The organism is Ahrensia marina (assembly GCF_042140245.1).
GTDB lineage: Bacteria > Pseudomonadota > Alphaproteobacteria > Rhizobiales > MH13 > MH13.
The window spans coordinates 810,692-823,281 of sequence record NZ_CP159483.1 but is presented as its reverse complement, the minus strand read 5'-3'; the positions used below and the strand labels follow the sequence as shown (position 1 = coordinate 823,281).

12 protein-coding genes are annotated in these 12,590 nt (G+C 54.9%); 4 read left to right on the top strand and 8 right to left on the bottom strand.

Annotated elements, in window-relative coordinates:
• Positions 1-7: 7 nt before the first annotated feature.
• The 8 genes from ABWH92_RS04030 to hemE form a co-directional block, all read right to left on the bottom strand.
• Positions 8-895 (bottom strand): ParB/RepB/Spo0J family partition protein, encoded by an 888-nt coding sequence (locus ABWH92_RS04030; RefSeq protein WP_375572375.1) that lies wholly within the window; start codon positions 893-895, stop codon positions 8-10.
• 16 nt (positions 896-911) lie between these two features.
• On the bottom strand, positions 912-1,760 hold the full coding sequence (locus tag ABWH92_RS04025; RefSeq protein ID WP_375572373.1) for a ParA family protein: 849 nt from the start codon (positions 1,758-1,760) through the stop codon (positions 912-914).
• A 4-nt stretch (positions 1,761-1,764) separates the two neighbouring features.
• Positions 1,765-2,481 (bottom strand): 16S rRNA (guanine(527)-N(7))-methyltransferase RsmG, encoded by a 717-nt coding sequence (gene rsmG, locus ABWH92_RS04020; RefSeq protein WP_375572371.1) that lies wholly within the window; start codon positions 2,479-2,481, stop codon positions 1,765-1,767.
• 56 nt (positions 2,482-2,537) lie between these two features.
• The gene (gene mnmG / locus ABWH92_RS04015) at positions 2,538-4,415 is read right to left on the bottom strand and encodes a tRNA uridine-5-carboxymethylaminomethyl(34) synthesis enzyme MnmG (protein ID WP_375572369.1); all 1,878 of its coding nucleotides are present in this window, start codon (positions 4,413-4,415) and stop codon (positions 2,538-2,540) included.
• A gap of 179 nt (positions 4,416-4,594) precedes the next feature.
• Positions 4,595-5,950, bottom strand: a complete 1,356-nt coding sequence (gene mnmE, locus ABWH92_RS04010; RefSeq protein WP_375572367.1) for a tRNA uridine-5-carboxymethylaminomethyl(34) synthesis GTPase MnmE — start codon at positions 5,948-5,950, stop codon at positions 4,595-4,597.
• Between the two features lie 50 nt (positions 5,951-6,000).
• Positions 6,001-7,266 carry a transcription termination factor Rho gene (gene rho, locus ABWH92_RS04005; protein WP_375572365.1) on the bottom strand — a complete coding sequence of 422 codons (1,266 nt, stop codon included), beginning with the start codon at positions 7,264-7,266 and terminating at the stop codon, positions 6,001-6,003.
• A 282-nt stretch (positions 7,267-7,548) separates the two neighbouring features.
• Positions 7,549-8,082: a protoporphyrinogen oxidase HemJ gene (gene hemJ, locus ABWH92_RS04000; protein WP_375572363.1), complete on the bottom strand. Its 534-nt coding sequence runs from the start codon at positions 8,080-8,082 to the stop codon at positions 7,549-7,551.
• Positions 8,082-9,131, bottom strand: a complete 1,050-nt coding sequence (gene hemE, locus ABWH92_RS03995) for a uroporphyrinogen decarboxylase (protein ID WP_375572361.1) — start codon at positions 9,129-9,131, stop codon at positions 8,082-8,084. The genes hemJ and hemE overlap by 1 nt, the downstream gene beginning before the upstream one ends.
• 464 nt (positions 9,132-9,595) lie before the next feature.
• Here hemE and ABWH92_RS03990 point away from each other — a divergent pair, with 464 nt between their 5' ends.
• The 4 genes from ABWH92_RS03990 to coaE are packed head-to-tail and all read left to right on the top strand — an operon-like array spanning position 9,596 to position 12,509.
• Positions 9,596-10,435 carry a pyruvate, water dikinase regulatory protein gene (locus ABWH92_RS03990; protein ID WP_375572359.1) on the top strand — a complete coding sequence of 280 codons (840 nt, stop codon included), beginning with the start codon at positions 9,596-9,598 and terminating at the stop codon, positions 10,433-10,435.
• Positions 10,432-11,067 (top strand): Maf family protein, encoded by a 636-nt coding sequence (locus ABWH92_RS03985; RefSeq protein ID WP_375572357.1) that lies wholly within the window; start codon positions 10,432-10,434, stop codon positions 11,065-11,067. The genes ABWH92_RS03990 and ABWH92_RS03985 overlap by 4 nt, the downstream gene beginning before the upstream one ends.
• Positions 11,064-11,927 (top strand): shikimate dehydrogenase, encoded by an 864-nt coding sequence (locus ABWH92_RS03980; RefSeq protein WP_375572356.1) that lies wholly within the window; start codon positions 11,064-11,066, stop codon positions 11,925-11,927. Before ABWH92_RS03985 ends, ABWH92_RS03980 begins: the two co-directional genes overlap by 4 nt.
• A complete protein-coding gene (gene coaE / locus ABWH92_RS03975; RefSeq protein WP_375572354.1) occupies positions 11,928-12,509 on the top strand; it encodes a dephospho-CoA kinase in 582 nt (193 codons plus the stop codon).
• The last annotated feature ends 81 nt before the right edge of the window (positions 12,510-12,590 follow it).

Sequence of the window (12,590 nt, the reverse complement as noted above, 5' to 3'; positions counted from 1 at the left end):
TCAAGCGTTAAACAGCACCAATACGGCGCAGCAAATCATCAAGTTGCTCAAGGCTTTTGTAGGAAACGCTCAATGTTCCTGATCCATTGGCCTTGGCCTTCAAACGAACATCCAGCCCGAGATGTTCGGAAAGTTTTGCTTCAATCGCCCGCGTATCTGCATCGGCCAAACCGGTACGATCATCAGGCGCGCTGGCATGAGGCAGCATTCCATCCGAGAGCGGCTTGTCTTGAACCAGACGCTCCACATCGCGAACCGAAAGACCATCGTCGATAATCTTACGCGCAAGCTCCGCTGCATCATCGCGCCCAACAAGTTGCCTTGCATGCCCAGCGGAAAGGGCTCCCGAAGACACGAAAAGCTGCACGCCTTCGGGCAAGCGAAGCAAACGCAGCGTGTTGGCAATGTGACTGCGACTTTTGCCGATCACCGAGGCTAAATCTTGCTGAGTGTAGTCAAAACTATCGATAAGACTTTGATATCCTTGAGCTTCTTCCAAAGGATTGAGATCTGAGCGCTGCACGTTCTCAATGATAGCAAGCTCAAGCGACTCCTTGTCATCCACCTCGCGAACGACCACAGGCACCATATCAAGCCCTGCTCTCTGCGCGGCACGCCAACGCCGTTCACCAGCGATAAGCTCGAAGGCGCCCTCGCTCATCGGGCGAACCAAAAGCGGCTGAACAACACCTTTTTCACGGATAGACTTTGTCAGATCGTCCAGCGCGTCTTCGGCAAACGTCCCACGTGGATTGCGCGGATTGGGCGCTATTTGCTCAATTGGCAACCGTCGCGTGTTGCGGGATTGATCAACAGCAACACTTTCTGGAACCGCATCGCCCATCAGGGCGGCAAGTCCTCTGCCCAACCGGCGCTTGGATGCATCGTCCGCCATATCGATGTTCCTCACACTACGCGGCAACGGCGCGCAGCGCCCGCTCGCGCTCGATAATTTCCTGGGCGAGCTTGATATATGCTTGACTTCCAGCACATTTGAAATCGTACAAAATTGCTGGACGTCCATAGCTCGGCGCCTCTGACAGGCGGACATTGCGCGGGATCATGGTCGAATAGACTTTGTCACCCATGACCTCGCGCACATCTTCGACAACCTGGCTGGACAGATTGTTGCGCGCATCAAACATAGTCAGTGCGATGCCATGAATGATCAACTCTGGATTCAATGCGCCACGAACCTGATCCACTGTCCGCAGCAGTTGTGAGAGACCTTCCAGCGCGAAAAACTCGCATTGAAGCGGCACCAACACCGCATGCGACGCCGCCATGGCGTTGACCGTCAACAGACTAAGTGATGGCGGACAATCAATCAGAATGTAGGAAAGCCGTTTTGCATTCGGCAGTTCCATCTGCTTGGACTGGTAAGTGTGCAACGCAGACCGCAACCGCATCGCGCGCTGGGGATCCGACGCGATCTCCATTTCCAAGCTCGAAAGATCAACCGTTGACGGCACGATGGAAAGGTTTGGAACCGCCGTCGGCAAAACCGCCTCTGCAAGACCGGCCTCACCGGCCATCACTTCATAACTTGTGATGGTGCGATCTTGAGGACCAATCCCCAAACCGGTTGAGGCATTGCCCTGCGAATCGAGGTCCAAAATCGCAACTTGCTCGCCGATAGCAGCAAGAGCTGTGCCCAAATTGATGGCCGTCGTCGTCTTGCCAACACCACCCTTTTGATTGGCCACAGTGATAACCCGCGGGCGAGGATGGATGGGCGGTATGGGGGGCGTATGCATCATGGTGCTAGCCTTGGTCTCTGCGCATCCTTTTCGTGATCTGAAGGATGCGACTGTTTGGATCAACGACACTGACATGCTCTACCACGTCAAAAGCATCAGCGTCAGTCCATTCCTCGAGCTCCCGGGCATACTCCCCACCTTTATGAAAAAAAGCGGTTGCGTTCACGTCCAACCAGGGTTTGGCAAGCTCGATCAGTTTGGAAAGGGGTGCCAACGCGCGCGCGGTAACAAAGTCGGCAGGGATCGGAGCATCGCTATGAAGGGCTTCAATACGGTGGTTCAGGACGGCTACTGGGACCTCTGTTTCACGTGAAACCGTGCGCAAAAACGAAGCTTTCCGACCGTTCGCTTCAACCAACGTCATGTGCAGAGGACCTGGGGGTTGATGTTTGCGGTACAGTCCTTCTTCGCCGACCTTTGTTGCGCCTTGTCCGAGTGCCACAATCATGCCCGGCAAACCCGCGCCTGACCCGAGATCAACGCCATGCAAATCTTGATGGTCGCGCTCGGGACACCAGGCACCGATCAATGGTAGCAACTGCAACCCATCGGCGACGTGGCGGGTCCACACGTCATTCAGGGTATCTTTTGAAACAAGGTTTTTGGCGTTTTGCCAATTCCGCAGAAGTTCAACATACCGTACCAACTGACGCCGAGCGACATCTGGCACATGAACACCCGCCAGCTCTTCAGCTGTTTCGAGTCCGAATCGATCATCCATAGAACTAGTCTTGTACCTGAAGCGCCTTGCCGCGACCTAATAGAGTAGCGAAGCAGCTAAGCTGCGCGCTTGCGGACATGAACCAAAAGCAAAGCAAGAGCACTCGGGGTCATACCTTCAAGCCTGCGTGCTTCAGCCAACGTAGCAGGACGTGCAGCTTTCAGTCTCTGTTTCAACTCATTCGACAAACCAGGCAGACCATCGAAATCAATGTCTGCTGGGATAGCCACCGAACTTTCTTTGTTCAACGCCACAACCTCAGCATCCTGCCGATCCACGTAAACTGCATAGTGCGCATCAACGGCAACCTGCTGAAGAGTCTTCGTCCCGTGTTGTGTTAGCGATGGCCAAACACGCAGCACATCGTCCAATGATGTTGTTGGGAACCCCAAGACCTCAAACGCCGACCGCACACGCCCGTCTTGCTTAACGCTCAAGCCATGCCGGGCCAGCTCATGAGGCGAAGCTTTCACAGTCTCAAAGTCTGCGCGCGCATCGGTAAGCAAATTGATCTTGGTTTCATAGGCCTGGCGACGACCCTCGCCGACCAACCCAAGATCAATACCGATCTGTGTCAATCGCTGATCAGCATTATCGGCACGAAGCCGCAATCGATACTCGGCACGGGACGTGAACATGCGATAGGGCTCAGTGACCCCGCGCGAGGTCAAGTCATCGATCATCACGCCCAGGTAGCTCGTTTCACGTCCGAATCGAACCAAATCACTGTCATCGGTTCTTCGTGCAGCGTTCAGTCCAGCCAGAAGACCTTGAGCCGCAGCCTCTTCATAACCTGTCGTTCCGTTGATCTGGCCAGCCATGAACAAACCTGGCAAAGCGCGACACTCCAGCGTCGCATCCAGCGCCTGGGGATCGATATGATCATATTCGATCGCGTAACCTGGCTGTTCGATGATTGCCTCTTCCAGACCTGGAATTGAAGCCAACAACTCCCGCTGCACATCTTCCGGGAGGCTGGTTGAGATACCGTTGGGGTAAACGGTATCAACGTCTAGGCCTTCCGGCTCCAAGAAAATTTGATGGCTGTCGCGGTCCTTAAAACGAACGACCTTGTCTTCGATGGATGGGCAATAGCGAGGCCCACGGCTATCAATCCGACCGGAATACATCGCCGAACGGTGAATGTTGCGCCCAATGATCGTGTGCGTGTCAGCCGTTGTCCGCGTGATGTAACACGACACTTGGGGAGTGGTAATGGCTTCTGTCAGTGCAGAAAAAGGTACTGGGACCTCATCACCAGGCTGCTCTTCCAACCGATCCCAGGCAATAGTACGGCCATCAAGACGCGGCGGTGTGCCCGTCTTCAAACGCGCCATGGGAAGCTCCATAGCGCGTAGACGTTCTGCCAGTTTTTGCGCCGGCTCTTCGCCATGGCGTCCCGCTGGCCAACTCCTGTCTCCAAGATGGATAAGGCCGCCCAGGAAAGTTCCCGTCGTCAAAACCACTGCGCCAGCGGCCAAAGATCGTCCATTGGCCAGCATCACGCCAGACACTGCGCCACTACCAGCCAAGCACAGATCTGCAACCTCACCTTCCAAAAGATGAAGGTTCTCTATGCTTCGAAGAGCATTCTGGATCGCCGCCCTGTAAAGCTTGCGATCCGCCTGTGCCCTAGGACCTTGAACCGCGGGGCCTTTACGGCGATTGAGAAGGCGAAACTGAATCCCAGCTGCGTCAGCTGCACGGCCCATCAGCCCATCAAGCGCATCCACTTCTCGAACAAGATGACCTTTGCCCAGACCACCAATGGCTGGGTTGCAACTCATAACGCCAATGGATTCCACCTTAAGTGTCACCAAAGCCGTTTGCGCACCAAGACGTGCCGCTGCTGCTGCCGCCTCACAGCCTGCATGGCCACCGCCAACGACGATGACGTCAAACTGAGTGGTTTGATTGTCCAGTGATAACGCCATAGCGCGTTGACCCGTTTCAGTACGCGTGATTTTCCAAAGTGCTTGGTGACTCAGTTTGACCGACGGTTCAAGTCGCAGACATGAGCAAAACCAGAGGTGATCTGAAACGACGAAGGTGATGATGGGGTTTTGATTGAGTCACGTTTCACGTGAAACGCATGACAACGGAATGATCGACGTTACTTTCCAATACAGAACCGAGAGAAAACACGGTCCAACAACTGCTCGGCATCCACATCGCCCGTTATTGATCCCAAGGCACGCTGAGCCAAACGCAGTTCCTCAGCTGAATGATCAAGGGACCACGCACCATGTTCCAATCGGGCCAGGCCAGCCTCAAGGTGTCCGCGCGCAGATTGCAAAGCAACGCGTCGGCGCGCATCTAGCGCAAGACGGCCAACGCCAGCTTTCGTCATCTCGGTTAGCCCGTACTCCGTACGAAGAGCATCCGCGATAGCGCTTTTTAAGACACTGAGACCCTCGCCAGTCTTCCCAGATACCACCACATCTGCGTCGCCTTTTTCGATATTCATCTCAGGCAATAGATCTAATTTGGATCGGACCCGAATCGTTTTTGAGTCCGAACCGCCCTTGTTCAGCACCGAATTACTGTCGCCCCCCAAAAGCCAGACGACACAATCAGCCCGCTCAACCGCATGTTGCGCCCGTTCGATACCCATAGACTCGATATGATCGTCCGTCTCTTCATGAGCACGAAGTCCAGCCGTATCTGTCAGAATGACAGGTAGTCCCTCCAGATCTATGGACACATCAATCTGATCACGCGTGGTGCCCGCGATTGGAGACACCAGGGCGGCCTCTCGTTCCAGAAGAGCGTTTAAGAGCGTTGACTTACCGCTGTTCGGTGCACCGGCCAAAACGACACGAAAACCGTCTCGCAATCTTTCTGCAATGAAGGACGACAGTTCATTGTCCATCTCCACCAGTATCGCCTTTAGCTGTTCCGGTAGTGAATCGATCACTGATCCAGGAACGTCATCTTCATCGGAGAAATCAAGGTCGGCTTCGATCATCGCTCGCGCATCAGCGATTGCATCTTTCCAACCCATCAACTTACGACCGGCCCCACCACCCAGCTGATCTAAGGCTTGATCCAACTGGAGCGCCGTCGAAGCATGGATGAGGTCACCAATCGCTTCAACTTGTGTGAGATCCAGTTTCCCGCTGGCAAACGCCTGACGCGTAAAGTCTCCTGCCTCCGCGGGCCGAATACCGTCAAGCGACCACAAAGCCTGCAACAGAGCGCCAACAACTGCGCGACCGCCATGACAGTGGAATTCAGCAACATCCTCTCCGGTAAAGCTGTTCGGCTTTGGGAAAAAGAGGACCAAACCTTTGTCGAGAACGCGCCCTGTATCTGGATCCCGGAAAGGTCGAAGCGTTGCCAACCGCGCGTCGCTAACACCACCAGCGATCCTTTCGAGGGCGAATCGAACTTGAGGGCCAGATACGCGGATAACGGCAACGCCGCTTGGCACCAGTCCAGAGGAGAGCGCCGCAACCGTATCAGCCATCGTTTCTTATCCGAATCGATTCACGTGAAACATTCGGCCAAGACGTGCGCCTAGGTGTTCATCGTATCGAAGAAATCAGAGTTGGTTTTGGTTGCCTTCAGCTTATCAAGCAAGAACTCAACCGCATCCACGGTTCCCATTGAGGACAGAATTCGACGCAATACGAACATCTTGGCGAGATCACCTTTCGGAACCAGCAGCTCTTCCTTACGCGTGCCTGATTTCAAGATATCAATCGCTGGGAAGACGCGCTTATCAGAAACCTTGCGATCAAGAACAATCTCGCAGTTGCCGGTTCCTTTGAACTCTTCAAAGATAACCTCGTCCATGCGGCTACCGGTGTCGACAAGCGCCGTGGAGATAATGGTCAGCGACCCGCCTTCTTCGATATTACGGGCAGCACCAAAAAAGCGCTTCGGTCTTTGCAACGCGTTTGCATCCACACCACCGGTCAAAACTTTACCGGACGACGGCACCACGGTGTTATAGGCGCGGCCAAGACGAGTGATGTTATCAAGCAGGATAACGACATCGCGGCCGTGCTCGACCAACCGCTTAGCCTTCTCAATCACCATCTCAGCGACTTGAACGTGACGTTGCGCAGGCTCATCGAATGTTGAGGAGACCACCTCGCCGCGAACAGATCGCTGCATATCGGTAACCTCTTCTGGTCGTTCATCGATCAGAAGAACAAGCAAAAAACATTCAGGATGATTTGTCGTGATCGAGTGCGCGATGTTTTGCATCAACGTCGTTTTACCGGTACGCGGCGGCGCGACAATCAACGCACGCTGTCCTTTACCGATCGGCGCAACCAGGTCGATCACGCGCGCTGAACGATCTTTGAGCGTCGGATCATCCACTTCCATCTTGAAGCGCTCATCCGGGTAAAGCGGCGTCAGATTGTCAAAGTGAACTTTGTGGCGCGCTTTCTCTGGCTCTTCAAAATTGATGGTGATCAGTTTCACCAACGCGAAGTAGCGCTCACCCTCTTTCGGGCTTCGGATAATACCTTCAACCGTATCACCGGTGCGCAGAGAAAATTTTCTGATCTGCGTGGGCGAGACATAGATGTCATCGGGCCCCGGCAGATAGTTCGCCTCGGGTGAGCGCAAAAAGCCAAAACCATCTTGCAGAACTTCAAGAACACCTTCGCCGACGATCTCAACATCGCGTTCGGCATAACGCTTGAGGATCGCAAACATGAGCTCTTGCGTTCGCAGAGCGCTGGCGCCTTCCACCTCCAACTCTTCGGCCAAAACCAAAAGATCGGTTGGGGATTTTGCTTTAAGGGCCTGAAGCCGGATTTCTTCCATGAAAATACTATTTAGCCTGTGGAGGTCTGCTGGTCTGGTTCAAGCAGAAAGACGGAAAAAAGATCAGAAGTGATCGAGAAGGGGTAGGGAACGCCAGAACGCGAGGTGGTGAGAAACCTGCTTGAGCGCTGCCACGTATCACAATGATTCGCCACACCAGATTTGAGTAGATCACTCATGGTGCGCTGCAGCGCCCGCCTACCCTGCCGCATGTAAGACAGGTTTGTGGCTTTGACAAGACACCACAAGCCAACCGACGCACCAAGACAGCAAAAACCGGCTCTAGAACGGCTGCACGATCACAAGAACAACGATGCCAATCATGGCAAGTGTGGGCACTTCGTTCATGAACCGCCAGTAGCGACTGGATCTCTGATTGTTATCGCCGGCAAATCGGCGCACCGACGCCGCCAAATGCCCGTGCATGGCAAAAAGCACGACAATCAGCACCAATTTGGCGTGCAGCCATCCGCCCTGAAACCCATGCACAGCGATGGCAATCCAAAACCCGGTGATTGTGGATACAATCATCGCCGGTGTCATGATCGCTTTCATGAGCCGACGCTCCATGACTTTGAACGTCTCCGACTGAACCGAACCAGTCTCGGCATCCACGTGATAGACAAAGAGGCGCGGCAGGTAGAGCAGTCCGGCCATCCAAGCGATCACCGCGATCACATGCAAAGCTTTCATCCAGAGATATGCGCCAGTCGGCAACACATAGACCAGTCCGGCAACGACAAGCGCTAAAATCGCCAGGGCCAGCGCATGTCCACCATACTGTTTCAAAGCAGAAGGTTCAGCCAACGATGCCATTAGCCGTTCCCAGAGCGTACACGCTCAATGAAACGATGCACCTGGTCAATCTGCCCATCAGGCGTGATCCCGTGACCAAGATTAGCAACATGCGGCACACCAACAGCGCCCTCCACCATGCGATCCACAGCCTGTTCGAGCGCCATCGGCCCAGCCGTCATCAGCAGAGGATCAATATTGCCTTGCGTCACCATTGTTTCAGGCACCTGCTGACGCGCCGCGTCGACATCAATCGTCCAATCAAGACCAACAGCATCGATGCCCGTCGCTTCGCTGAACCTACCAAGAGCGTGCATCGCGCCTTTAGCAAAGCCTATAACTGGCGTCTCGGGATGTAAGGGGCGCAGCCCGTCTACGATCTGAGCGATCGGTGTCACGCTGTACCGAGAAAACCCAGCCGGGCTCAGTGATCCGGCCCAACTGTCAAAAACCTGGACCGCATCAGCGCCGGCTGTGATCTGTCGCGAGAGATAACGCACTGAAGCCCTAGCAAGACAGGACAGCAAGCGATCAAAAACCTCGGGCTCTTTCAACGCAAACTTCCGAGCGGCTGCCTGGTCTGGGCTGCCACGTCCGCCCACCATGTAGGTTGCAACGGTCCAAGGTGCTCCGCAGAAGCCAAGCAGAGTCACCTCTTCAGGTAATCTGGACCGCAACAGCCTGACGGTCTCAATCACCGGATCAAGATGCGCATCAAACTGCTCTGACTCTGATTCAAATCGATCGATCAACGCATTGATCTCAGAGCTATCAAGGGGTGGCAGAACTGGCCCCACACCTTCTTCAAACCGCACATCTTGGCCCAGCGCATGCGGCACAACCAATATGTCAGAAAACAAGATCGACCCGTCAAAGCCAAAACGGCGAATGGGCTGCAGTGTCACCTCGCACGCCAATTCTGGGTTGTAACAAAGGTCGAGAAACGATCCCGCTTCCGCGCGCGTGGCCCGATATTCAGGCAGATATCGACCAGCTTGGCGCATCATCCAAATCGGCATCTGTGGGCCCACTTTGCCCTTCAATACATCCAACAACAGCCGATTGCTCACGCTACATCATCCTTTGTACAGCCCTCAGGGCCTTAAATCGCTGATCATCGCCAGCGGGAAAACATGAGAAGGAAAAAGGAATCTCTTAGAGATTTTTTCTCTTCTTTTTTTTGCGCGTGGAAAAGACTCATAAGCCTCTGCCCGCCAGCACTGCATAACCCTATCCAAGGTCATTGCCATCAGGAACGCCACGCAGACCTCAAAGAGATCTTCCGCTCCCGTCTTCACCATTTGTAAACCTTAACAAACCGTTAACACTTCAAACGAGACGAAGGCAGCTCCATCATCAGCTCATACAACCCACCGACCATCCTTTTTTTTTCACACCTCATCAACAAGCTGTTCCCAATGGCCACCCCTTGGACAGTTTCGGCAAAACCGACCATAAGGCCTGACACATCATGCTTCCCGCGCGCATCACACCCACTTTGTCCACATAAGCGCGCACCAAAGGACACAGCCCGTTGACAACCGCTGCCTCGCGCTTCTTCCACCTACATCTTGTGTCTGACTCAACCGGCGAGACCTTATCGACCGTCGCTCGAGCGGTTGCTTCTCGCTATCCAAGTGCACGGGCTATCGAGCACAGCTATGTCATGGTGCGTGACCAAGCGCAGATAGAGCGGATCGCTGCCGCCATCGAACAAGCGCCAGGCATCGTGCTTTACACCATCGTTGATCCTGATTTAGCGGCCCGCTTGGCTGAGCGGTGCCGGGACCATGGCGTGCCGGCCATCTCAGTTCTTGATCCGGTGATCAACGTTTTCCAATCCTACCTCGGTGACTCCGCTGCTCTCACCATTGGTGCACAGCACGTGCTTGATGCTGACTATTTCCAGCGTATTGAAGCGCTCAACTTCACCCTCGCCCATGATGATGGCATGTTGCCGCCAAACCTTGATCAGGCCGACATTGTGATCATTGGCGTCTCTCGGACGTCCAAGACCCCAACCAGCATTTACCTTGCCCATCGCGGCTATCGCACGGCGAACTATCCTTTGGTGCCGGGCGCACCGATCCCCAAAATTCTAACCAAACCCACCAAAGCCTTTGTTGTGGGTCTGATCGCCAGCACCGATAGGATTGTGCAGATCAGGCTCAACCGCGTGTTGAGCGACTACAATGAGAACGCCGACACCGACTACACCGACAAGGCCCTTGTTGCCGCTGAGATCGCTGAATCCCGTCGGCTTTGCACCCGTCAAGGTTGGCCCACCATTGATGTCACGCGCCGGTCCATCGAAGAAACAGCAGCGGCGATCCTTTCACTTTATCGGCAACATCGCGAGGCGCAGGCCTCATGAGTAACCCAATGAACCCCGCTAAGCTTGTTCTGGCTTCTGGCTCGTCTGTCCGGCAATGGATGCTCAAAGGAGCAGGGCTCAACTTTCAAGTTCTAACCGCCGACATTGATGAGCGGGCCTTAGAGGCAGAGCGTGGTGGTCTGTCTCCCGAGGTCCTTGCTCAAGAGTTGGCAATTGCCAAAGCGCAAGCGGTCAGCGCTGTTGTTTCGCAAACGAATCCAAACGTTCTGGTCATTGGTGCCGACCAGGTTCTCGAGCATGACGGCGTGTTGCTTCACAAAGCGGCGAACAGCCAAGAGGCTGAGGAAAAGCTCAAACGACTTCAGGCAAGCACCCACCATCTGATCGCAGCTACGGCCCTGGTTCGCGATGGACAAACGCTTTGGAGCGGATCTGACCGAGCTAGCCTCACTATGCGCGCTCTCTCCGACAAAGAGCGCGCCGCCTATCTTGATCGAGCTGGTGATGCCGCAACGCAAAGCGTCGGTGCCTATAGGCTGGAAGAGCTTGGATCGGCCCTTTTTGAGCGTATCGAAGGTGACTATTTCACCATCCTTGGCCTCCCGCTTTTACCGCTGCTTTCGGCGTTACGCGCGCAAGGCATCGATCCACTGTTGGATACATCATCATGACCACGCATGCTGCCGTTCTTGGCTGGCCAATCAGCCACTCCCGCTCGCCTCTGATCCACGGCACATGGATTGCTGAACATGGATTGGACGCGACCTACACCGCCATCGCTGTTGACCCTGACGGGGCATCCCTTTGGTTTGAAACCTTTGCTGAGCATGGTCTTGTTGGCGCCAATGTCACCATCCCGCACAAAGAGACTGCGTTGTCAGCGTGTGATCACGTGGCCGACCACGCAGCTCGCCTCGGTGCGGTGAATACACTTTGGCTTGAAGAGGGAAAGCTACACGGGACGAGCACGGACGGCGAAGGGTTTATGGCCAATCTCGCCGATCAAGCACCGGATTGGGCCAAGCACGCTAAGGCAGGCACCGCTTTGGTGCTGGGCGCAGGTGGGGCCGCGCGCGCGATCGTTGATGCGTTGCTCATGGCAGGCGTTGATCGCGTCATCCTCCTCAATCGTTCTGTGGATCGCGCGGAGGCGCTCGCATCACACTTTCAGCGTCACTTTGGCAGCAGTCGGATCGTCCCTGGGCCGCTCTCACGCTTTGCTGATCATGCTGGCGAGGCAGGGCTTCTCATCAACACCACAGCGCTTGGCATGGAAGGCCAACCTCCGCTCGATGTTCCTCTCCAGAGTTTGGCGGGGGGCGCAACTGTTGCCGATATCGTCTACACGCCCCTCCAAACTCCACTGCTTCTTGCGGCGAAAGAACGTGAGCACCCAATTGTCGATGGGCTTGGCATGCTGCTTCATCAGGCGGTGCCTGGCTTTGAACGCTGGTTCGGCGTACGCCCGAAGGTGACCGACGATCTGAGGCAAAGTGTTCTTGCTGATATTCAAGAAAAATCAATATCTTAGATGATAAAACTCGGTCTCACCGGATCCATTGCCACTGGCAAATCGACCACTGCGAAACTCTTCGCTGAGGAGGGCATTCCGGTTCATGACGCCGATGAGGCTGTGCACCTTATCTATCAGAATGAGGGAATCGCTCTCGTCGGCGACCTTATTCCTTCTGCCATCCAGGACGGGATTGTGGACCGCAAAGCCTTGAAAGCAGCGCTCGCCTCTGACGCATCCCTTTTCCCCAGGCTTGAAGCCATTGTGCACCCGCTCGTTCACGCCCGCGAGGACGCAGCTTTCCAGAAGGCAAACGCTGCCGGCCATGCTGTCATGGTGTTCGACATCCCCTTGCTCTTTGAGACCGGTGGTGACGCACGTATGGATAAAGTCGTTGTCGTCCATTGCGAACCGGAAACCCAGCTGACCCGGTTGCTCGCTCGCTCAGACATGGATGAAGCGACGGCGCGCATGCTGATGGACCGACAAATGGCCCAAGAGGAAAAAAAGGCACGCGCTGATTTTTTGATCTCCACCGATCATGGCGTTGAAACGGCTCGCGTCGAGATCCAGCGCATCCTCCGGGAAATACGTGCATAAGACGCACAGCGCCGATTCCATCCGTCGCGCAACTGGTGCATGATTCCTCAGAACAAAGGGATCAAGCAGAAGGGGCCAAGT